The sequence below is a fragment of the Roseicella sp. DB1501 genome, from assembly GCF_013112485.1.
Classification (GTDB): Bacteria; Pseudomonadota; Alphaproteobacteria; order Acetobacterales; family Acetobacteraceae; genus Paracraurococcus.
The window spans coordinates 73,336-94,966 of the sequence record NZ_JABFHG010000005.1; the positions used below are offsets into that span (position 1 = coordinate 73,336).

At 70.6% G+C, this 21,631-nt stretch carries 22 protein-coding genes; 7 read left to right on the forward strand and 15 right to left on the reverse strand.

What is annotated here, in order from left to right:
• Positions 1-154: 154 nt before the first annotated feature.
• The 5 genes from HJG45_RS29205 to HJG45_RS11295 all read left to right on the forward strand — a co-directional run bounded on the left by HJG45_RS29205 (position 155) and on the right by HJG45_RS11295 (position 4,447).
• Entirely contained in the window at positions 155-286 is a 132-nt protein-coding gene (locus HJG45_RS29205; RefSeq protein WP_302479740.1) for a hypothetical protein, read from the forward strand.
• A complete protein-coding gene (locus HJG45_RS11280; RefSeq protein WP_171612228.1) occupies positions 286-1,056 on the forward strand; it encodes a hypothetical protein in 771 nt (256 codons plus the stop codon). The genes HJG45_RS29205 and HJG45_RS11280 overlap by 1 nt, the downstream gene beginning before the upstream one ends.
• A complete protein-coding gene (locus tag HJG45_RS11285; protein ID WP_254452449.1) occupies positions 1,053-2,213 on the forward strand; it encodes a toxic anion resistance protein in 1,161 nt (386 codons plus the stop codon). The genes HJG45_RS11280 and HJG45_RS11285 overlap by 4 nt, the downstream gene beginning before the upstream one ends.
• An 84-nt stretch (positions 2,214-2,297) precedes the next feature.
• Positions 2,298-3,269, forward strand: coding sequence for a tripartite tricarboxylate transporter substrate-binding protein (locus HJG45_RS11290; protein WP_171612229.1), 972 nt, complete (start codon positions 2,298-2,300; stop codon positions 3,267-3,269).
• Between the two features lie 110 nt (positions 3,270-3,379).
• Entirely contained in the window at positions 3,380-4,447 is a 1,068-nt protein-coding gene (locus HJG45_RS11295; protein WP_171612230.1) for an alcohol dehydrogenase, read from the forward strand.
• Between the two features lie 27 nt (positions 4,448-4,474).
• Here the strand turns inward: HJG45_RS11295 and HJG45_RS11300 are convergent, their stop codons facing one another.
• From HJG45_RS11300 to HJG45_RS11310, 3 genes are all read right to left on the reverse strand, one after another.
• Complete coding sequence (locus HJG45_RS11300) at positions 4,475-5,110, reverse strand: nitroreductase family protein (RefSeq protein ID WP_171612231.1); 636 nt, start codon at positions 5,108-5,110, stop codon at positions 4,475-4,477.
• A gap of 74 nt (positions 5,111-5,184) precedes the next feature.
• Positions 5,185-5,949, reverse strand: coding sequence for a hypothetical protein (locus tag HJG45_RS11305; RefSeq protein WP_171612232.1), 765 nt, complete (start codon positions 5,947-5,949; stop codon positions 5,185-5,187).
• Between the two features lie 160 nt (positions 5,950-6,109).
• Positions 6,110-6,595, reverse strand: coding sequence for a cupin domain-containing protein (locus HJG45_RS11310; RefSeq protein WP_171612233.1), 486 nt, complete (start codon positions 6,593-6,595; stop codon positions 6,110-6,112).
• A 107-nt stretch (positions 6,596-6,702) separates the two neighbouring features.
• Here HJG45_RS11310 and HJG45_RS11315 point away from each other — a divergent pair, with 107 nt between their 5' ends.
• Positions 6,703-7,251: a cysteine dioxygenase gene (locus HJG45_RS11315; protein ID WP_254452450.1), complete on the forward strand. Its 549-nt coding sequence runs from the start codon at positions 6,703-6,705 to the stop codon at positions 7,249-7,251.
• Positions 7,252-7,300: 49 nt separating this feature from the next.
• A complete protein-coding gene (locus tag HJG45_RS11320; RefSeq protein ID WP_171612234.1) occupies positions 7,301-8,428 on the forward strand; it encodes an alpha/beta fold hydrolase in 1,128 nt (375 codons plus the stop codon).
• Positions 8,429-8,503: 75 nt separating this feature from the next.
• On the opposite strand, the gene HJG45_RS11325 is transcribed toward HJG45_RS11320, so the two are convergent.
• From HJG45_RS11325 to HJG45_RS11380, 12 genes are all read right to left on the reverse strand, one after another.
• Positions 8,504-9,499, reverse strand: coding sequence for a branched-chain amino acid ABC transporter permease (locus tag HJG45_RS11325; protein ID WP_171612235.1), 996 nt, complete (start codon positions 9,497-9,499; stop codon positions 8,504-8,506).
• Positions 9,500-9,501: 2 nt separating this feature from the next.
• A complete protein-coding gene (locus tag HJG45_RS11330; protein WP_171612236.1) occupies positions 9,502-10,386 on the reverse strand; it encodes a branched-chain amino acid ABC transporter permease in 885 nt (294 codons plus the stop codon).
• Between the two features lie 181 nt (positions 10,387-10,567).
• Positions 10,568-11,788 carry an ABC transporter substrate-binding protein gene (locus HJG45_RS11335; RefSeq protein WP_171612237.1) on the reverse strand — a complete coding sequence of 407 codons (1,221 nt, stop codon included), beginning with the start codon at positions 11,786-11,788 and terminating at the stop codon, positions 10,568-10,570.
• 24 nt (positions 11,789-11,812) lie between these two features.
• Complete coding sequence (locus HJG45_RS11340; protein ID WP_171612238.1) at positions 11,813-13,042, reverse strand: ABC transporter substrate-binding protein; 1,230 nt, start codon at positions 13,040-13,042, stop codon at positions 11,813-11,815.
• 63 nt (positions 13,043-13,105) lie between these two features.
• Positions 13,106-14,335 carry an ABC transporter substrate-binding protein gene (locus HJG45_RS11345; protein ID WP_171612239.1) on the reverse strand — a complete coding sequence of 410 codons (1,230 nt, stop codon included), beginning with the start codon at positions 14,333-14,335 and terminating at the stop codon, positions 13,106-13,108.
• Between the two features lie 94 nt (positions 14,336-14,429).
• Positions 14,430-15,659, reverse strand: a complete 1,230-nt coding sequence (locus tag HJG45_RS11350) for an ABC transporter substrate-binding protein (RefSeq protein ID WP_171612240.1) — start codon at positions 15,657-15,659, stop codon at positions 14,430-14,432.
• Positions 15,660-15,706: 47 nt separating this feature from the next.
• Positions 15,707-16,399 carry an ABC transporter ATP-binding protein gene (locus HJG45_RS11355; RefSeq protein WP_217362910.1) on the reverse strand — a complete coding sequence of 231 codons (693 nt, stop codon included), beginning with the start codon at positions 16,397-16,399 and terminating at the stop codon, positions 15,707-15,709.
• Between the two features lie 50 nt (positions 16,400-16,449).
• Positions 16,450-17,232 carry an ABC transporter ATP-binding protein gene (locus tag HJG45_RS11360; protein WP_368040576.1) on the reverse strand — a complete coding sequence of 261 codons (783 nt, stop codon included), beginning with the start codon at positions 17,230-17,232 and terminating at the stop codon, positions 16,450-16,452.
• A 293-nt stretch (positions 17,233-17,525) separates the two neighbouring features.
• Positions 17,526-18,110, reverse strand: coding sequence for an amino acid synthesis family protein (locus HJG45_RS11365; RefSeq protein ID WP_171612243.1), 585 nt, complete (start codon positions 18,108-18,110; stop codon positions 17,526-17,528).
• Between the two features lie 19 nt (positions 18,111-18,129).
• On the reverse strand, positions 18,130-19,161 hold the full coding sequence (locus tag HJG45_RS11370) for a radical SAM protein (RefSeq protein WP_171612244.1): 1,032 nt from the start codon (positions 19,159-19,161) through the stop codon (positions 18,130-18,132).
• A 90-nt stretch (positions 19,162-19,251) separates the two neighbouring features.
• The gene (locus HJG45_RS11375; protein ID WP_368040577.1) at positions 19,252-20,358 is read right to left on the reverse strand and encodes a lysylphosphatidylglycerol synthase domain-containing protein; all 1,107 of its coding nucleotides are present in this window, start codon (positions 20,356-20,358) and stop codon (positions 19,252-19,254) included.
• Positions 20,298-21,497, reverse strand: coding sequence for an amidohydrolase family protein (locus HJG45_RS11380; protein ID WP_171612246.1), 1,200 nt, complete (start codon positions 21,495-21,497; stop codon positions 20,298-20,300). The genes HJG45_RS11375 and HJG45_RS11380 overlap by 61 nt, the downstream gene beginning before the upstream one ends.
• Between the last annotated feature and the right edge of the window lie 134 nt (positions 21,498-21,631).

Genomic DNA, 21,631 nt, shown 5'->3' on the forward strand with positions numbered 1-21,631 from the left:
CGCTCCCGCCTGTCATGTATCGTTACAGGGGCGCCGCTTGATACGCCGCCCTCCCGGCGCGATGTAACGCCGCGCAATGGACACGCGCAACGCGCCTCCGCCGACCATGCCCACCCCCCAGGCTGCGCCTGGCGCCGGGCCGTGGCGGCAGCCCGTGGAGGCTTCCCCGCCGCCGGCGCTGCACACCCCGCTCGTCTGGGCCTGGGGCGGTGCGCTGCTGACCGTCACGCTCTGGCTGACCGGCATGATCGCGCTGTTCCGCGGCATCGGCAGCCTGTTCGACTGATGCTGCGCGACCTGCTCGGCGGCTGGATCGGGCTGCGCACCCGCTTCCGCGGCTACGCCCTGCCGATCTTCGCCTCCCCCCTGCTGGCCGCGGCGCTGTTCGCGGCGCTGGGCGGCGACAACCGGATCGTCACCGGCTCGCTGCTCGGCTTCGGCGCCAGCCTGCTGGCGACGCGAGTGCTGCGGCGCGGCCGGCTTGGCGATGCCAACCGCGCCGCCTGGCTCATGGCGGTCGGCACCGGCCTGGCGGCGCATATGGCGGCCGACATGGGCTCGATCTTTCCCTTCGTCATGGCTGCCGGCGCGCTCTACGGCACGCGACTCACCTACACCGCCCTACCCGAGACCGCGCCGCCCCCGCCGCCGCCCGAGCCGGTGCCGGAGCCCGAGCCGCCCGCCGCGCCGCCGGCGCTGGTGGAGGAGAGCCGCGGCCGCCTCGCCCGCATCGAGACGGTGGCGCAGCGCCGCGGCGACTGGCGGCTGCAGGGGGTGGCGGCGGCGATGGGCGGGGTGCTGGACGACCTGACGGCGCGGCCGGACCGGCTGCCCATGGCGCGCCGCTTCCTCACCGTGCAGCTCGACGGGCTCGACCGCATCGTGCAGCGTCTGGAGGCCGGGGCGGCGCCGCCCGAGACCCTGCCGGGCCTGCTCGACGAGCTGACCCGGACGGCGGGCGAGCTGCGGCAGCGCCTCTCGCGCGAGGAGAGCGAGGCGCTGGAGATCCAGGTGAAGGTCCTGTCGGACCGCTTGCGCGAGGAAGGCTATCGATGAGCGGCAGCAAGACGAGGACGGCGCAATCGCAGTTGCGCGACATCACGCCCGAGGCGCTGGAGGCTGCGCTCGAGAAGGTGCCCGAGGCGGTGCCCGAGATGGCGCGGGACGGGCGCGAGGCGGAGGTGCAGGCGCTCGCCGCACGCATCGACATCGCCGATCCCGGTAGCATCCTGCGCTTCGGCCAGGATGCGCAGAACCGCGCGACCTTGGCCGCCGATGCCATGCTGGAGGGCGCCCGCAACCGCGAGGCCGGCGAGGCCGGCGTCACCCTCTCCACCCTGCTCGGCACGCTGCGCGGCTTCGACATGCGCGGCCTCGCCGAGAAGCCCGGCTTCTTCGCGCGCATCTTCAACAAGGCCGGCGCCGAGACAGCGAAGGTCGTGCAGCGCTACGAGACCATCAAGGGCCAGGTGGAGGAGGTCGGGGACCGGCTCGACAGCCATCGCACCCGGCTGCTCGAGGATGTGGAGAAGCTGGAGCGGCTCTACCGCGCGACGCTCGACTGGTTCCACGCGCTTGGCGACCACATCGCCGCCGGCGAGTCGGTATTGCGGCGCGTCGACGAGGAGGCGGTGCCCGCCATGGCGCGGGAGGTGGAGAACGGCGACAGCGTCGCGGCGCAGCGGCTGCGCGACCTGCGCAGCGCCCGCGACGAGCTGGAGCGCCGGGTGCACGACCTGCGGCTGACGCGGCAGGTGGCGATGCAGGCCCTGCCCTCCATCCGGCTGATCCAGGAGAACGACAAGGCGCTCGCCGCCAAGATCCAGAGCGTCATCGCCAATACCGTGCCGCTCTGGCGGCAGCAGCTTGCCCAGGCGCTCGCCATCCAGACCATGCGCGAGGCCGGCCGGACGCTGAAGGAGGCAACCGACCTCACCAATGACCTGCTGGTCGGCAATGCCGAGCGGCTGCGCCAGGGCAATGCAGAGGCGCGGGTGCAGCTCGAGCGCGGTGTCTTCGACATCGAGGCGGTGAAGAAGGCGAATGCCTCGCTGGTCGCCACCATCGAGGACAGCCTGCGCATTGCCCAGGACGCCCAGGCGCAGCGCGCCAGCGCGACCAAGGAGCTGGAGAAGGCCGAGGCGGAGATCCGCCGCGCCCTTCTGGCGGCGCGCGCCTCGGGCGGCAGCGGATCGGGCGCCCGCGCCGGCTGAGGCGCGCCGCCATTTCGCATCGGCAGGCGGCGAACTAGGATGGCGGGCCCGGCGAGGGGTCTCGGCCGGGTCCGGGATTCCCGCATGCAGCGTCGCAGCCTCCTCCTCGCAGCCCCGGCCTTCGCCGCCGCGCCGGCCCGGGCGCCGGCTTGGGCGCAGGCCTGGCCCGCCGGCCCGATCCGGCTGATCGCCCCCTTCCCGCCCGGCGGCAGCGTCGACACCATCCTGCGGCTGCTCGCGCCCTCGCTGCAGGCGGGCCTCGGCGTGCCGGTGGTGGTCGAGAACCGCTCGGGCGCCGCGGGGGCGCTCGGCACCGCGGCGGCGGCGCGCGCCGCGCCGGATGGCCAGAGCTGGGTCCTGGTCTTCGACAGCCACGCCACCGCAAATGCGCTGAACCCGCAGCTCGGCTTCGATGCGCGGCGCGACTTCGTGCCGGTGATGCTGGTGGCCACCGCGCCGATGCTGCTGACGACACCGCTCGGCCGGCCCTGGACCAGCCTCGCCGCGGTCGCCGCGGCGGCGCGCGCGAAGCCCGACAGCGTCACCTACGGCACCGTCGGCGCCGGCAGCCTGGCGCATCTCACCATGGAGGTCTGGCAGCAGAATACCGGGCTGCGGCTGGTGCACGTGCCCTATCGCGGCGGCGGCCCGCTGGCCGCGGCCGCAGCGGCGGGGGAGGTCGATCTCGCCATCGCCTCGCGCGTCGGGCTCGGCGGGCAGGTCGGCACGCGGCTGCGGGCGCTGGTGCAGAGCGGGCCGCGTCGCTCGGCCGCCCTGCCGGATCTGCCGACCTTCGCGGAAGCCGGCTTCCCGGGTGTCGTGGCGGAGGCCTTCTGGGGCATGCTCGGCCCGGCAGGCATCCCGGCGCCCGTCACCGCCCGCTTCCATGCGGCGCTGGCCGCCGCCCTCGCCGAGCCGGAGCTGCGGCGCAAGCTCGAGGAGGGCCAGGGCGTGGACGTCGTCGCCTCGACGCCGAAGGCCTTCGCCGCCTTCCTCGACCAGCAGATCGCCGAATGGGGGAAGGTGGTGCGGGACCGTGGCATCACCGTGGATTAGCGCACCCCTTGGAAGCGCCCCTTTGGGGCAACGCCCCCTTTGGCGCACGCCTTGACCGCGCGGGCGCGCAGTTGTCCCATGCGCCACCATTCCTTTCGGGAGAGAACGCCATGCGTGCCTGGGCTGTCGTCGAAACCGGCAAGCCGCTGCAGGAGATCGAGATGCCGACGCCGGAGCCGAAGGGCGCCGAGGTCCTGCTCGAGGTCACCCATGCCGGCGTCTGCCATTCCGACCTGCATATCTGGGAGGGCGAGTACGATCTCGGCTCGCGCGGCAAGATGCGCCTGACCGATCGCGGCGTGGTGCTGCCGCTGGCGATGGGCCACGAGATCGTTGGGCGCGTGGTCAAGCTCGGGCCGGAGGCGGAGGGCCAGGGCACCAAGGTCGGCGATCTCCGCGTCGTCTATCCCTGGGTCGGCTGCGGCAAATGCGCCGTCTGCCAGAAGGACGAGGAGAATATGTGCCTGACGCCGCGCAGCCTCGGCGTCTACCAGAATGGCGGCTATGCGACGCATGTGCTGGCGACGCATGTGAAGCACCTGGTCGATATCGAGGGCGTGGATCCGGCGCTGGCCGCGACCTATGCCTGCTCCGGCATCACCGTCTATTCGGCGATCAACAAGCTGATGCCGATCGACCCGAACGAGCCGATCGTGCTGGTCGGCGCCGGCGGCCTCGGCCTGAACGCCATCGCCATCCTGAAGGCGCTCGGCCACAAGCGCATCTGCGCCGTGGATGTCGACCAGAAGAAGCTGGATGCGGCGAAGGAGCAGGGCGCGACCGAGACCGTGCTGGCGAGCAACGAGGGCACGACGCAGCGGATCGTCGAGGCCTGCGGCGGGCCGGTCGCCGGCGTCATCGACCTGGTGAACGGCACCCAGACGTCGCGCTTCGCCTTCGACGCGTTGCGCAAGGGCGGCAAGCTGGTGCAGGTGGGCCTCTTCGGCGGCGAGATGCAGATCCCGCTGCCGCTGATGCCGATCCGCGCCATCACCATCCAGGGCAGCTATGTAGGCAACGTGAAGGAGCTGCGGGCGCTGATCGACATCGCCAAGAAGGGCCAGATCCCGGCGATCCCGGTCGAGACGCAGCCGCAGAAGAATGCCGATGCGGTGCTCAACCGGCTGAAGAACGGCCAGATCACCGGCCGCGTCGTGCTGGTCGGCGCGGCGGCCTGACCGGGCGGGCCGGGGCCCTGCCCCGGCCTACTCGCCTTTGGCGGCCTCCCAGGGCCTGCCCCAGTCGTCGAGATAGGTGATCTCGGCGAGGGGCCCGCGGCCGACTGGGCCGAATCTCCCCATCGGCCAGCCGATCGGCAGGATGGCGTAGCTATGCGCGCCGGGCGGCAGGCCGAGCGCCGCCTCCGCTTCCGCCTCGAAGAGCAGATGGCGCGTCGTGAGCGTCGAGCCGAGGCCGAGGGCGCGCGCCGCGAGCAGCATGTTCTGCACCGCCGGATAGATCGAGGCGCCGGACCAGCGCGTCGGCTTGTCCTCCAGCAAGCAGGCGACGATCCAGACCGGCGCCTCGTGGAAATGCTCGGTCAGGTATTCGACGGCGGCGTGCTGGCGCGCGTATTTCGCCGCATCCGCCCCCGGCGGCGGCGGGCTGCTCGCATAGCGGGGGCCGATCACCTCGTCATAGGCCTTCTTGTACCAGGCCTGCACGGCGCGCTTGCGAGCCGGGTCCTTCAGCACCAGGAAGCGCCAACGCTGGGTGTTGCCGCCATTCGCCGCCGCCGTGCCGGCGCGGAGGATCCGCAGGATGAGCGCGTCCGGCACCGGATCGGGCTTCAGCCGCCGCATCGCCCGGGTGCCGTGCAGGATCTCGAAGAGATCGGTCATGGCGCTGCCTCCTTCGCCCTCCAGCCTCCCATAGCGGGCCCCATCCAACCAGAGGGGAGACCGGGCAGCCTCCCCTATCGGGCTTCCAGCGCCCGAAGCGCGGTCTGCAGCGAGGCGCTCGAGAGATGCATCAGCCCGTCGAAGGGCCGGTCGAGCTCGATGATGAGGAACAGCGCGCTGGCCACCGCGAGCGCGCCGAGCAGCATCGCCACGACAACGGTGGCATTGGGCCGGGTCATCAGGCCGAAGCCGAGGAACAGCACCGCCAGCCAGAACATGAGGACACCGAGGAAGGGGATCGGCAGCGTGCTCTCCTGCTGCGCCGCCATCAGCATCCGGGTGCGCGTGATGCCCTCGGCCAGGTCCAGGGCGAGGTCGAGGTCGTGGCGCTGCGCCTCCGTCCCGGGGCGCAGCCGCTGCAGCGCCTCGTTCAGGGGCTCGAGCAGGTTCAGCCGCGCTTCCGGCAGCATCCTCCGCGCCATGACGCCCTCCTCCGTCATGACGGTGGCGAACTCGGCGCGGACGTCCCGGCGGAGCACCAGGCGCACCTCCTCCGCCGGCGAGCCGTAGCGGAGCAGCACCCGGTCGAGGCTGACGACGTCGGCGGCGAGGGAGAGGAGGTTCTCGCCCTGGCTGCGATAGACGGTCTGCGCCGTGCTGACGAGCAGGCCGAGCACCAGCGCCGCCATGCTGGCGACCAACGCCAGGACAAGCTGCATGGCGTCGCGCGAGTCGGGCTCGAGATGGTGCGCCGGCAGGATGGAGCGCAGCCAGAGCCCGAGGGAGGCGGCGGCGACGCCGAGCGCGAAGGCGAGGAGGGCGATGCCGAGCGCGCTCATCCCGCGCCGTGCCCTGCCCACTGGTGACCGACGGCGACGCGCGGCATCCCTCTCCCCTGCCGCGCCTCCCTGCCGGGCAGGCCGGCGCCCCCGTTGCTCGTTGTTTCTAAGGCAGATCGGGCCGGTCGCCCAGCCATGGATGGCGGGGCCTGCAGTCCCGCTACAGAGGCCAGGCGCCGCCGCGCACCGGCTCGCAGGCCGGATCGGGAAGCTGGGTGATCTGCGGCACCGCCTTCGCATGCTCCCCGGGCCGGCCGCGATACTCGGTCGGCGACTGTCCCGGCGGATAGGCGCCGACCACCAGGAGGTCGGGGCTGGCGCCCAGGTTGCGGTGGCCCGTCCCGGCCGGCAGCACCACGACATCGCCGGCCGTCAGGTCGAGTGCCTGCCCCGCCTCGCCCCCAAGCATCACCCGGACGTCGCCGCGGACGATCGCCAGCGCCTCATGCGCATCCGGGTGGTAGTGGTGGTAATCGTAGATGCCGTTCCGCCAGGCGGGTGGCCAGCCATGCCGGGCGAACAGGGCTTCCGCCGCCTCCGGCTCCCCGGGCGGCAGCGCGGCGCGGAACAGCAGCGCCGGCAGCCGCGGGTTGTTCGGGATCGTGCCATCATCGGCCAGGAAAAGACGTTCGGGATCTTCGCTCATCTTGCGCCTCCGCAGGCAGGGCAACACCCTGGGTGGGCCGGGGTTCGCCGTGGCAAGGGAGCATCACGATGGTGGGGAACGTCCGACTGCGCAGCTTCATCTAGGACATGACCCGGCTGTTGGAGGCCGGCGGTGGCGAGGCGGCCTGCCTGACGGAGGGGGCCGCCCTGCTCCGCCGCCTGGTGGCGACGGATGACTGGTTGCCGGCGACCTGCGCCGAGGCGGGGCCGCGCTACCGGCAATACCTGCTGCATTGCGATCCGCTGGAGCGCTTCAGCCTGGTCAGCTTCGTCTGGGGGCCGGGGCAACGGACGCCGATCCATGACCATCTGGTATGGGGCTTGGTCGGCCAGCTCCGCGGCTCGGAACTCTCCACCGAATATAGGCTGGGGCCGGCCGGCACGCCGCCGCAGCCCGGCTTGCGGGAAAGGCTGCAGCCGGGCGAGGTGGCGGCCGTCGGCCAGGCCACCTACGACATCCACGCGGTCGAGAACGCGACGCCGGAGGTCAGCATCAGCATCCACTGCTACGGCGGCAATATCGGGGCGGTGCGGCGACACAGCTTCGATCCCGTGACCGGCGCGGCGCAGGAATTCGTGTCCGGCTATGCGAACACCTCCCTGCCGAATATCTGGGAGGGCTGCCCGGCCGCGTGACGGGCGCGGCCGGGCCGACCGGCCGGAACCAATCGATCAGGAGGAGACAATGTCCACGCTTCCGCCCCTCGAGGAGGGCGTGCTGCCGCCCGGTATCCGTGCCCGGATCATCCCGGGCATCAACGGGCTGTCCATGCACCTGCTGGAGGCCGGGACTCCCGGCCAGCCCTGCCTGCTGCTGCTGCACGGCTTCCCGGAACTCGCCTGGTCCTGGCGGCGGGTCATGCCGGCGCTGGCCGCGGCCGGATATCATGTCGTCGCGCCGGATCAGCGCGGCTATGGCCGCACCACGGGATGCGACACCCGCTACGAGGCCGATCTGGCGCCCTTCCGCATGCTGAACCTCGTCCGCGACCAACTCGGCCTCGTCGCGGCGCTCGGCTACGGACATGTGGAGGCGGTCATCGGCCATGACTTCGGCTCGCCGGTGGCCGCCTGGTGCGCGCTGATCCGGCCGGACATCTTCCGTCGCGTGGCGCTGATGAGCGCCCCTTTCGCGGGGCCGCCGGCGCTGCCGGAGGAGACGCCGCAGCGCGGCCCGGCGCCCGACATCCATGCCGCGCTGGCGGCCCTGCCGCGGCCGCGCCGCCACTACCAGTGGTACTATTCGGAGCCCGGCGCCAATGACGAGATGTGGCATTGCCCGGAGGGGGTGCATGCCTTCCTGCGCACCTATTACCACATGAAGAGCGCCGACTGGCCGGGCAACCGGCCCTTCCCCCTCGCCGGCTGGAGCGCCGAGGCGCTGGCGCAGATGCCGACCTATTACATCATGGATCTCGGCCGCGGCATGGCCGAGACGGTGCGGCCGGAACGCCCCGATGCCGCGGCGATCGCCGCCTGCCGCTGGCTGCCCGAAAGCGATCTCGCCGTCTATGCCGGGGAGTATGGGCGCACCGGCTTCCAGGGCGGGCTGAACTGGTATCGCTGCCGCACCACGGGGCGTTTCGAGGCGGAGGCCCAGGTCTTCGCCGGGCGGACCATCGACATCCCCTCGATCTTCATCGCCGGCGCCAGCGACTGGGGGATCGAGCAGGTACCGGGCGCGCTGCGGCGGATGCGCGAGATCGCCTGCACGCGGATGAGCGGGGTGCATCTGGTCGAAGGCGCCGGGCATTGGGTGCAGCAGGAGCAGCCCCGGCAGGTGGTCGAGCTGCTGCTGCGCTGGCTGGGCTGAGGATGGGATTGCCCTCCCGAGGCCCCTGCCTCGGGAGGATGCCGCAAGGCCGCAGGACGGCCTCGCGGAGGGTGTTTAAAGCTTCACCTTGAGCAGCGCCGCCAGCTCGCCGATCAGGCCGCGGCGGAAGGCGAGCACGCAGGCCACGAAGATGACGCCCTGGATCACCGTGACCCAGGCGCCCATCTCGGCCAGGTAGTTCTGCATCGTCACGATCACCGCCGCGCCGACGACCGGCCCGAAGATCGTGCCGAGGCCACCGACCAGCGTCATCAGCACCACCTCTCCCGACATGGACCAGTGGACGTCGGTCAGGGTGGCGATGCCGAAGACGATCGACTTCGTCGCCCCGGCGACGCCGGCGAGCGTGGCCGAGAGGATGAAGGCCAGCAGCTTGTAGTCATCCGTGCGGTAGCCGAGCGAGGTCGCCCGCGGCTCGTTCTCGCGGATCGACTTCAGCACCTGGCCATAGGGCGAATGGATGATGCGGTGGACGAGCAGGAAGCCGGCGAGGAAGACCGCCGCGACCACCCAGTACATCGACAGGTCGCGGTCGAGCGGGATCACCCCGAACAGGTTGCCGCGCGGGATGGCCTGGATGCCGTCCTCGCCGCCGGTGAAGGGCGCCTGCACGCAGAAGAAATAAACCATCTGCGCCAGGGCCAAGGTGATCATGGCGAAGTAGATGCCCTGCCGGCGGATGGCGATCCATCCTGCCAACACGCCGAGCAGGCCGGCGGTCACGCCGCCGATGATGATGGAGAGCTCCGGCGTCAGCCCCCAGACCTTCGCCGCATGGCCGGCGAGATAGCCGCCCATGCCGAAATAGGCGGCATGGCCGAAGCTGAGCAGGCCGACATAGCCGATCAGCAGGTTGAAGGCGCAGGCGAAGAGGGCGAAGCAGTAGAGCTTCATCAGGAAGACGGGGTAGAGCACGAAGGGCGCCACCACGAGGAAGACGAGCAGGATCCCGAGCCCGACGAGCTGCGCCCGGGAGAAGCCCCAGACGCCGCCCGCTTCCTGCGCGACATCCGGGATCGCCGCGGCGGTGATGGAGGTGGTGTCGGCCATGCTCATTTCCTCCCGAAGAGGCCGGCAGGACGTGCGAGCAGCACGATTGCCATGATGACGAAGATGACGGTGGCGGAGGCCTCGGGCCAGAAGACCTTCGTCAGGCCCTCGACGATGCCGAGCGCGAAGCCGGTGAGGATGGAGCCGAGGATGGAGCCCATGCCGCCGATCACCACCACCGCGAAGACGACGATGATCAGGTTGGAGCCCATCTGCGGGTTCACCGAGTAGATCGGGGCCGCGAGCACGCCGCCGACCGCCGCCAGCGCGACGCCCGCGCCATAGGTCAGCGTGACCATCCGCGGCACGTTCACGCCGAAGGCCTGCACCAGTGCGGCATTCTCCGTCGCCGCCCGGAGATAGGCGCCGAGGCGCGTCTTCTCGATCAGCAGCCAGGTGGTGATGCAGAGGACCAGCGCCGCCACCACGACCCAGCCGCGGTAGACCGGCATGAACATGAAGCCGAGGTCCCAGGCGCCGCTGAGCTCGGGCGGGATGCGGTAGGGCAGGCCCGAGGAGCCGAACTCGTTGCGAAACACGCCTTCGATGATCAGCGCCAGGCCGAAGGTCAGCAGCAGCCCGTAGAGGTGGTCCAGCTTGTAGAGTCGACTGATGAACAGTTTTTCGAGGATCACGCCGGTGATGCCGACGATGATCGGCGCCAGCAGCAGCGCCCACCAATAGCCGATGCCGCCCCAGGCGAGCAGCATCCAGGCGGCGAAGGCGCCCATCATGAACTGCGCGCCATGCGCCATGTTGACGATGTTGAGCAGGCCGAAGATCACCGCCAGGCCCAGCGACAGCATCGCGTAGAAGGCGCCGTTGATCAGGCCAAGCAATAGCTGCCCGAACAGCAGCGGCGCGGGAATGCCGAATATCTCGTCCATGGCGGGTCGTCTCGGTCCTCAGCTCGTGATGATTGCACCCTCTCCCGCGGCGGCGCGGCCCGATGCGGGCGCGGCCAGGGGGGAGGCCAGCCGGATCCGCCGGGCGGCGGCTCCGCCCGGTCGGCAAGAAGGACGGGATGCCATCCTCCGGCGGGTCGTCAGGGCCGGCACGGGCGCGCGCTCAGCTCCGCACCAGCGGGCAGCCGCCCTCGGCGAGGGGACGGAAGGCCTCCTCCGCCGCGGTGGTGGCCCCCAGCGTGTAGAGATCCCACGGACCGCGGGATTCGGCGGGCGTCTTGACCTGGAACAGGTAGCTCGGATGGATCTTGCGGCCATCGGCCCGGATGCTGCCGGGGCCGAAGGCGTCGTCGTCCGTCGGCATGGCCTTCATCCGCGCCACCGCCTCGGCGCCGCTGGCCTTGGCCGCCGCCACGCCCATATCGGCCACCGCCTTCAGGTAGTGCAGCACCATGCCGTAGCAGCCGGCCGGCTCCATGGCCGGCGGGCGGTTCTGGTTCTTCGCCTGCACCCGCTGGGTCAGCGCCCGGGTCCGGTCGTTCAGGTCCCAGTAGAAGGGTTCGGTCAGCAGCAGCCCCTGCCCGCTCTCGAGGCCGAGCGACTTCACATCCGGGAGGCCCATCAGCAGGGCGGCGATCTTCATGCGGCGCTGCAGGCCGAATTCCCGCGCCCCCTTGATGGCGTTGACCGTGTCGGTCGAGGCGCTGGCGAGACCGAGCACCTTGGCCCCGCTCGCCTGCGCCTGCAGCAGGAAGGCGGAGAAATCCGTCGTCGCCGGGAAGGGATAGCGGGCGCCACCGACCACGCTGCCGCCCTGCGCCCGAACGAAATTGCCGGTGTCACGCTCGAGCGCATGGCCGAAGGCGTAATCGGCAGTGATGAAGAACCAGGAGGTCCCGCCGGACTTGACGATGGCGGCGCCGGTCGACTTCGCCAGCATGTAAGTGTCGTAGGTCCAGTGCACCGTGTTCGGGCTGCATTGCGGGCCGGTCAGGTCGCTGGTGGCGGCGCCGGAATTCAGATGAACCTTGTTCTTCTCGCGCGCGATCTGGTTCACCGCCAGGGCCACGGAGGAGGTCGGCAGGTCCGCCACGACATCCACGCCCTGGTCGAACCATTGCCGCGCGATGCTGGCACCGAGATCGGGCTTGTTCTGGTGGTCGGCCTGCAGCACCTCGACGGCGAAGCCGCGGCTGCCGAAATCCTGCACCGCCTGCTGGGTCAGCGCCACGCTGCCCGGCCCCGCAGCATCCCGGTAGGGACCGGACATGTCGTTCATGACGCCGATGCGGATCGTCTGGCTGCCCTGGGCGCGCGCCGCCGGCAGGCCGCCCATCGTCATGGCGGCGCCGGCCGCCAGCACTCCGCGTCGGTTCATCGACATGCCCGGTTCCTCCCTTCTCGTTGCCTATGCCTTGACGAGGCTGCAGCCACCCTCCTTCAGCGGCCGGAAAGCTTCATCGGCCGGCGTCGTCTGCAGCAGCTTGTAGTAATCCCAGGGCGCCTTGCTCTCGGCCGGCGTCTTCACCTCGAACAGGTAGGAGGGGCAGAGCTTGCGCCCGTCCTCGCGGATCTTGCCGGGGCCGAAGGCATCGTCGTCGGTCGGCATCGCCTTCATGCGGTTGACGACATCGACGCCGGAGCCCTTGGCCGCCACCACGCCCATATCCGCGACGGCCTTGAGGTAGTGCAGCGTGCAGGAGTAGTTGGCGATGGAGGCCATGTTCGGCTTCACATCCTTCAGCCGCGGCTTCAGGCGCTCGGTCACGGCACGGGTGCGGTCGTTCAGGTCCCAGTAGAAGCTTTCCGTCAGGACCAGCCCCTGCGCCGTCTCGAGTCCGAGCGCGTGCACGTCGGGGAGGAACATGAGCAGCGCGGCGAGCTTTGTGCCGCTCTTCATGAGGCCGAACTCGGCCGCCTGCTTGATGCTGTTGATGGTGTCGGCGCCCGCATTGGCCAGACCGATCACCTTCGGCCGCGAGGAGCGCGCCTGGAGCAGGAAGGAGGAGAAATCGGTGGTGGAGGGGAAGGGGTACTTGACGCTGCCCAGCACCTTGCCGCCGGCCGCCTTGACGAAATTGGTGGTGTCCCGCTCCAGCGCATGGCCGAAGGCGTAATCGGCGGTGATGAAGAACCAGCTATCCCCGCCCGCCTTCACCATCGCGCCGCCGGTGGACTTCGCCAGCATGTAGGTGTCGTACATCCAATGGACGGTCACCGGCGTGCATTGCGCGCCGGTGAGGTCAGAGGTGGCGGAGCCGGTGTTGATGTAGGGCTTGTTCTTCTCCTTCGCCACGTTGTTCACGGCGAGGCCGACCGAGCTGGTGGGAACGTCGATGATCAGGTCAACGCCCTGGTCGTACCACTGCCGGGCAATGTTGGCGCCGACATCCGGCTTGTTCTGGTGGTCCGCGGTGACGACCTCGACATTGAAGCCTTTGTTGCCGAACTCCTGCACCGCCTGCTGCGTGCACTGAATGCCGTAGGGGCCGCTGATGTCGCGATAGGAACCGGACTGGTCGTTCAGCACGCCGATCCGGATGGTATTGGCCGCCTGCGCGCGCGAGAGTCGCGGCAGGGCGGGCATCAGGGTGGTACCGACCGAAGCGGCGACGAAGCCGCGGCGGGTAAGCGTCATGCGAACCTCTCCCTACCATGCCGCATCTGGGCGCGCTTGCCCGGCTGCGGCCATCTCCCGAAGCTAGCTCCTGACGAGCGGGCACTTTCCCTCGTTCAGCGGCCGGAAGGCCTCCTCGGCCGGCGTCGTCTGCAGCAGCTTGTAGTAGTCCCAGGGACCCTTGCTCTCGCCGGGCGCCTTCACCTCGAACAGGTAGGAGGGGCAGAGCTTGCGCCCGTCCTCGCGGACCTTGCCGGGGCCGAAGGCGTCGTCCTCGGTCGGCATCGCCTTCATGCGCGCGACGATATCGGCGCCGGACGCCTTGGCCGCCGGCACGCCCATCTCGGCGACGGCCTTCAGGAAGTGCAGCGTCGCCGAATAGCAGCCGGCATGGATGGTGTTGGGATGGAGGTTCGGCATCTTCGGCAGCACGCGCCTAGTGAAGGCGCGCGTGCGCTCGTTGAGATCCCAGTAGAAGGTCTCGGAGCAGACGAGCCCCTCGCCCGTCTGCAGGCCAATGCTGTGCACATCGGTGATAAAGAGCAGCAGGGAGGCGAGCTTGATCCCGCGCCGCGTGAGGCCGAACTCCGCCGCCTGCTTCACGCAGTTGATCGTATCCAGCCCGGCATTGGCGAGGCCGATCACCTTCGGCTTGGTCGATTGCGCCTGGACCAGGAAGGAGGAGAAGTCGGTCGTCGCCGGGAAAGGCGTGCGCACCGTGCCGAGCACCTTGCCGCCGGCGGCCTTGACGAAATTGGTCGCGTCACGCTCCAGGGCATGGCCGAAGGCGTAGTCGGCGGTGATGAAGAACCAGCTATCGCCGCCCGCCTTCACCGTCGCGCCGCCGGTCGAGCGGGCGAGCTGATAGGTGTCGTAGGCCCAGTGGATGCCGGTCGGGCTGCATTGCGCCCCGGTGAGGTCGGAGGTCGCCGAGCCGACATTGAGCGCGATCTTGTTCTTCTCGCGCGCCACGTTCTGCACGGCGAGGCCGACCGAACTGGTCGGGATGTCGAGGATCATGTCGACACCCTGGTCGTACCACTGCCGCGCCAGGTTGACGCCGATATCGGGCTTGTTCTGGTGGTCGGCGACGAGCACCTCCACCGCGAAGCCCCGGCTGCCAAACTCCGCGACCGCCTGCTGCGCGCAGGCGACCGAGCCCGGACCGGTGTTGTCGCGGTAGGTGCCGGACATGTCGGTCATGACGCCGATGCGAATCGTGTTCGCCGCCTGCGCCCGCGACAGCCGCGGCAGCGCGGTCACGGCGCCGGCGGCAGCCCCGGTCGCAAGCAGCCTTCTGCGTCCCAGTTCCATCCCGTCGTCTCCCTCCGTCCCTGATGTGCCGCCGGGTTCGTCCCGGCGTGCCCTCTTCCGCGGATGCGCCCCGCGGCCGGCGTGGTCGCTTCGCTCAGCTCTTGACCAGCGGGCAGCCGCCCTCGGCGAGCGGCCGGAAGGCCTCCTCCGCCGGCGTCGTCTGCAGCAGCTTGTAGTAGTCCCAGGGGGCTTTGCTCTCGGTCGGGGTCTTCACCTCGAAGAGGTAGGAGGGATGGATCTTGCGCCCATCCGCGCGGATGCTGCCGGCGCCGAAGCAGTCGTCATCGGTCGGCATCGCCTTCATGCGCGCCACCGCCTCGGCGCCGGAGGCCTTGGCCTGCGCCACCCCCATATCGCCGGCAGCCTTCAGGTAGTGCAGGACCGCGGCGTAGCAGCCGGCATGCGACATGGCCGGCATGTTGCCGGCCAGATGCGGCTTCACCTTGGCCGTGAAGGCGCGCGTGTGGTCGTTGAGATCCCAGTAGAAGGTCTCGGTGCAGACCAGGCCCTGCGCCGCCTGCAGCCCGAGCCCATGCACGTCGTTGATGAACATCAGCAGCACGGCGAGCTTCGTCCCGCGCCGGGTGAGGCCGAATTCCGCCGCCTGCTTGACCGCGTTCACCGTGTCGGTACCGGCATTGGCGAGGCCGATGACCTTGGCGCGGGAGGCCTGGGCCTGCACGAGGAAGGAAGAGAAATCCGTGCTGCTCAGCGGATGCCGCACCGCCCCCACCACGCGGCCGTTCTGCGCCTTGATGAAGGCGGTGGTGTCGCGCTCCAGCGCATGGCCGAAGGCGTAGTCGGCGGTGAGGAAGAACCAGCTGTCGCCGCCCGCCTTCACCATGGCGCCGCCGGTCGAGCGCGCCAGCATCCAGGTGTCGTAGGTCCAGTGCACCGTGTTCGGCGAGCATTGCGGGCCGGTGAGGTCGGCGGTCGCCGCCGTGCTGTTCAGGTAGACCTTGTTCTTCTCGCGCACCACGCCGTTCACGGCGAGCGCCACCGCGCTGTTCGGCACGTCGACGATCACGTCGACGCCGTCGCGGTCGATCCATTGCCGCGCGATGTTCGAGCCGACATCCGGCTTGTTCTGGTGATCGGCGCTGAGCACCTCCACCTGGAAGCCGCGGCTACCGGCATCCTGCACCGCCTGCCGGACGCAGGCGACGGAGGTGGGCCCGGAGATGTCGCGATACACCCCCGACTGGTCGTTCAGCACGCCGATCTTCAATGTGGCGCCCTGCTGCGCCCTGGCCCCGCGGCCGAGCAGCGGCGAGACACCCAGGGCAGCGGCACCGGCCAGCAGGCCACGGCGGTCAGTCAGCATCGTCCGGTCTTCTCCATGCGGCTGGCGAGCGCCGCCGCCTCCTGTCGTCAGACGCCCAGATACTCGTGCAGCCGGTCCATCGAGGCGGCGAGATCGGCATTCGCCACCGTGTCGACGACACGGCCATGCTCCATGACGTAGTGGCGGTCGGCCACGGTCTGGGCGAAGCGGAAATTCTGCTCGACCAGCAGCACCGTGAAACCGCGCTGCTTCAGCTCGCGGATGGTGCGGCCGATCTGCTGCACGATGACCGGCGCCAGCCCCTCCGAGGGCTCGTCGAGCAGCAGCAGCTTGGCGCCGGTGCGCAGGATGCGCGCGATCGCCAGCATCTGCTGCTCGCCACCCGACAGCTTGGTGCCGGGGCTGTTCGCCCGCTCCTTGAGGTTGGGGAAGAGCGCGTAGATCGTGTCCAGCTCGAGCCCGCCCGGCTGCACGACCGGCGGCAGCAGCAAATTCTCGGTGACCGTCAGGCTGGCGAAGATCCCGCGTTCCTCCGGGCAGTAGCCGATGCCGGCGCGCGCGATGCGGTCGGAGCGGTCGTTGATCGTCTCCCGGCCGTTGAAGCGGATGCTGCCCGAGCGTCGGCCGACCAGCCCCATGATGGCGCGGAGCGTGGTCGTCTTGCCCGCGCCATTGCGGCCGAGCAGCGTCACCACCTCGCCCGCGCGGATCTCGAGTCCGACGCCGTGCAGGATGTGGCTCTCGCCATACCAAGCCTCGAGCCCCTTCACCTCGAGCATCGCCTGGCCCGCGGCGGCGCCGGAACGGGCGGCTTCCAGGGTCGCCGACATCAGACGGGCACTCCTTCGGTCACGGTATGCGCCTCGGTGCCAAGATAGGCAGCGATGACCTCCGGGTTCTTGGCAACGCTCTGGTAGTCGCCCTCGGCGAGGACCCGGCCGCGCGTCAGCACGGTGATGCGGTCGCAGAGGCCGGAGACCACCTTCAGATTGTGCTCGACCAGCAGCACCGTGCGGCCGGCGGCAACGCGCTTCACCAGCGCCACAGTGCGGTCCACATCCTCATGCGTCATGCCGGCCGTTGGCTCGTCGAGCAGCATCATCTGCGGCTCCATCGCCAAGGTCGTGGCGATCTCGAGCGCCCGCTTGCGCCCGTAGGGCAGCTCGCCCGCCGGCAGGGTCTCGTAGCCGGTGAGGCCGACATCGGCGAGCAGCGCCCGGGCGCGGTCGTCATACCGCTTCAGCAGGCCGTCGGAGCGCCAGAAGTCGAAGCTGCCGCCACGCTCCCGCTGCAGGGCGACGCGGACATTCTCGAGCACCGTCAGATGCGGGAAGACCGCCGAGATCTGGAAGCTGCGCACCAGGCCGAGCCGCGCCACCTCGGCCGGCTTCATGCCGGTGATGTCGCGCCCGTCATACTGGATGCGGCCGCGCGTCGGCTGCAGGAACTTGGTTAGAAGGTTGAAGCAAGTCGTCTTGCCGGCACCGTTCGGGCCGATCAGGCCATGGATGCCGCCGCGCCGGACCTTCAGGGACACATCGCCCACGGCGACGAATCCCATGAATTCCTTGGTCAGCCCCTCGGTTTCCAGGATGGTGTCGGACACCCGGATCGTTCTCCCCGTTTCGGCAGGTCTGGACAGTCCGGGGCTGCGGCGCCGTTCGGTGCAGAGCTCCGGAATGCGGTTGGGCGGTTTCTGGCGCGTCCCGTCACCCCGGCACCATTCCGGCGCGGCAGCAGGTTCGGGACACCGTCCGTCGTTGCGGCAAGGTATGGCTGTCCGGTGCCGGAAATGCAAGGGAGTGCAGGGGCTTCAGCCCGGTCCACGGCCCCCCCGCCTCGACGCAACCCTGCGAGCGGCGCGGCGCTCGCGCCTGGTTCGCGCGACCCGCGTGGGAGTGCCGGTCAGCGCAACCCGTCGCGCCCCTCGATTTCGGTCTTGGCTAGGCCGCCGATCCGCGGCCAGGGCCGCCCGCCATCGGTCAGCGCCAGGCAGAGCAGGATCTCCGCCGCCCGCGGCGCATCCGGCACCCGCGCCTCGATGGCGTCGAAATGGCTGCGGACGAAGGCGGCGTCCTTGTGCCCGAGCGGCACGTCGATCGCGGTGCCTGGTCCGCCCGACTTCTTGGCCGAGGGGATGAGCGCCGGCCCCTTGCCGAGCGCCGCCCGGACCGGCGCGCCCATCTTCGGATGCAGCAAGGCCGCGGCATGCTCGAGCTCGCCCGCCTCGCCGACGATCGCGGCCTTGCCGAAGCTCTCCACCTGCTCGCCCGGTATGCCGAGGGCGGCGATGGCCCGCGCCGCGAGCAACGCCCCGAGCTCCGCCCCCTGCTCGACCAGCACCGAGAGGTCCTCCTCGTAGCGGCCGGCGAAGGGGTTCTCGATCACCGCGCAGGCGACGGCGCGGCGCACCGGCCGCGCGAGGTCGCGCCGCATCTCCCGCCGCGTCTCATCGAGGATGGTGACCAGCTTGCGGATGATGGCGGGCATCCCGGGCGTCTCCGATCGCTCAGCCCGCGCCGGCCAGCCGCGCCAGTCGGCTGCCATGGCCGATCACGGCGCCGACCGAACCGGCATTGCGCCGGTCGGCGAGCGCTACGAGGGCCTTGAAGGGCCGCCCCTCGCGCATCCGCGCGAAGGCGTCACCGATCGCCACCGGGAAGTGCAGCATGATGCTGGCATCGCGGTAGCAGTCGGTGGTGCAGGCCTGGCAGCCATCCCGCACCATCTTCTCCGGCGTGAAGTCCCAGACCGAGGAGAGCGGCGTCGCCCAGTCCTCGCAGCGCCAGAGGTCGTAATTCCAGTCCATGTAGAAATATTTGTAGCCGGCATGGCAGACGAAGCGCTCGCCCTGCCCCGAGAGCCGCCGCCGCATGTCGGCGATGCCGGCGCGCGGGTTGTGCACCGGAATGATGGCGCGCGCCGCCTCGGCGCCGTCGAAGGCGGCCAGCAGCTCCTCCTTCGACATGTCGACGAGGTCGCTGTCCTCCGACCAGACCAGCGAGTTGGAGCCGAGCGCCGCCTTGCGCGGATAGGAAAAGGTGATGGCCGAGAAGCCGAGCGACTTCACGAAGCGCGCCAGCGCGTCGTAATCGGTGACCAGCCGCGTCATGGCGACCGAGGCGATCACCGTCACACCGCGCGCCTGTAGCGTGCCGGTCGCCTCCCGGATGCGCTTGCAGACGCCCTTCAGGCCGCGATTCTTCTCGTGCACCTCGGCCTCCGCCGCGTCGATCGAGATGAACAGCGTGGTGATGCCGGCATCGGCCAGTGCCTCCGCCTTCGGCGGCAGCAGCCAGCCATTGGTCACCAGCGTCGGCTGCACCCCCATGGCCGTCGCCGTGCGGGCCATGTCGAGGATCTTCGGATGCAGCAGCGGCTCGCCGCCCATGAAGGTGACGAAGCGCACCCCGGCCTGCTCGCGCAGCCGTCCCAGCGCTTCCTCGAAGCGGGCGGCGTCGAGGAAGCGGCGATGCGTCACGAAGCCCTTGTCATGGGCGAAATTGCAGAAGTCGCAGGTGGCGTTGCACAGATTCGTCACGGAAACGTTACAGATCGCCGGCCCCCCGCGCGGCGCGAGCCGCAGCAGGTCCATGAAACCAGAGCGCGCGCTCCCCATACTTGCAATCCCTCAATCGGGGGCCCCGCCCCCGGATGTCCGCATCGGTTGCGCCCGCACTGGCACGCTCTCCGCCCGCTGCCAAGCAAGAAGTCCCGGCAGGCTGAGCATCACCTCCCGGGCGCGGCGGGTAAGCGCCACCGCCAGCGCCAGCGCCGGTGGCACCCCGACCAGGGCGGCGGCGCCGATGATCGCCCCTTCCTGCACCGCCAGGGCGCCGGGCAGCATGAAGCCGGCATTGCGCAGCGCCTGGGCCAGGCTCTCGATCACCAGCGCCTCGGCCAGCGTCACCGGATGGCCGAGCAGCCAGAGCACGCCGGCGATCTCCACCGCCCCCAGCAGCCAGGCGCCGCTGTGCCAGAGCGTGGCGACGACGAGCCGCGGCCAGTCGGCATGCAAGGCGAGGATCGCCGCCTGCAGCTCGCGGATCCATTCCGGGCGCAGCGCCGGCCAGCGGCGGGAAAGCCGCGCCAGCCCGCGCTCGAGCAGCCGCAGCGGTAGGCGGCGCTGCACCAGGATCATCGCCGCCGCGCCGCCGAGGGCGATGCCAAAGCCGGCCGCGGCGAAGCGGAACAGCCCGTCGCCATCCCCGCCCGCCAGCAGCAGGAAGACGCCGGCCAGGGTGAAGAAGAGCTGCGAGACCGCCTCCAGCGTCAGGTCGACCGTCGCCGTGGCGCCGGCCATCTCGCCGGGGATGCCGCGCCGGGCGAGCAGCCGCGCCGCCGCCGCCTGGCCGACCAGCGCGCCGGCCGGCAGCAGGGCATTGGCCGATTCGCGGTACCAGCGGAGCAGCGCCATGGCCGGGACCGGCGGCCGCCGGGCCGGCGGCAGCAGCGCCCGCCAGGCGAGCGAGGTCAGCAGGATCTGCGGCAGATGCACCGCGACCGAGATCGCCACTGCGAAGGGGGCGTCGGCGAGGCTGCGGCGCAGCGCCGGCAGGTCGTCGTAATTGAGGGCCACCGCGGCGACCAGCACCAGCGCGCCGAGCAGCAGCCCGTTGCGGATGCCGCGCCGCCAGCCGGGCGAGCGCCCGGGCGCGGCGACCTCCTCGGTCGCGCTCAGTGGCCGAGCACCTCGGGCAGGCGCTCGGCCGGCGGCGTGTTGCGGCTGCGGCCGCAGCGCATGGCGCCGTCGATCATCACGCCGCCGATCCCCGGGATGTCCCCGAGCTCGATGCTGTGCAGCAGGTCCCGGCCGGCGCTGTGCTGCGCCCGGTCGAGGAAGACCAGGTCGGCGGCCCGACCCGGCTCCAGCAGCCCGGCATCGAGGGCCCGGATGCGCGCGGTGTTGCCGGTGGCCAGCGCGATGGCCGCACCCGCCGGGATGCCGCCGAGCGAGGAGAGCAGCGAGACCAGCCGCAGGATGCCGAGCGGCTGCACGCCCGAGCCGGCCGGGCTGTCGGTGCCGAGGATGACCCGGTGCAGCTGCCCCAGGTCGCGCGCCGCCTGCACCGCCGCGATCGCCACGCGCTCGTTGCCGTTGTGGACGATCTCGATGGCGCGGCTCGAGCGTTCGCAGAGCTCGCAGACATGCGCCTCGGGCAGGCTGGTATGGCCGCCATTGATATGGCCGATGATGTCGGCATCGGCCTCCAGCACCGTGTCCCGGTCGATCAGCCCGCTGCCGGGGATCGAGGGCCCGCCGGTATGGATGGTGCTCTGGATGCCGTGGCGGCGGGCCCAGGCGACCATCTCGCGCGCCTCGTAGCCGGCCTTGACCGAGCCCAGCCCGACCTCGCCGAGCAGGGTGACGCCGGCCGCCGCCAGCTCGGCGAAATCGCTCTCGACCATGCCCTTCTCGAGCACCGGGGCCCCGGCGAGCACCTTCACCCCGGCCGGCCGGGCATTCTCGAAGGCCCGCTGCGCGGTGATCGCCAGCGCCTTGAGGCCGAGGATGTCCTTCGGGCGGCCCGGCAGATGCACCTCGCCGGCCGAGATCATGGTGGTCACGCCGCCGTTCAGGCAGCTCTCCACCCAGCCGATCTGGTTCTGCCGCGGCGTCCAGTCGCCGATCACCGGATGCACATGGCTGTCAACCAGGCCGGGACAGACGGCGCAGCCATGCGCATCGATCGTGGCATCAACCGGGCCGCGGGCGGCGAGTTCGCCCTGCCGGCCGACCGCCGCGATGCGCCCGTCCTCGATCAGGATGGCATCCGCCTCCAGCAGCGGCCGGGCAAGGTCGCCGGAGAGCAGCAGGCCGATATTCCGCACCAGGCTCCGCCCCTTCGCCGGTCCTCCCGCCTGCTCGACCGCCATCGCCTCCGCCTCCTGCGCCGGGCCGGAGCCTAGAGCAGATCGCGGACGGGCGCGAAGGCCCGGAGGGATGATTCCGCCCGGCGCATGGCACGGCCCTGGAGGATTGCGATTGACTCGCAATTCGCACCGGCTAG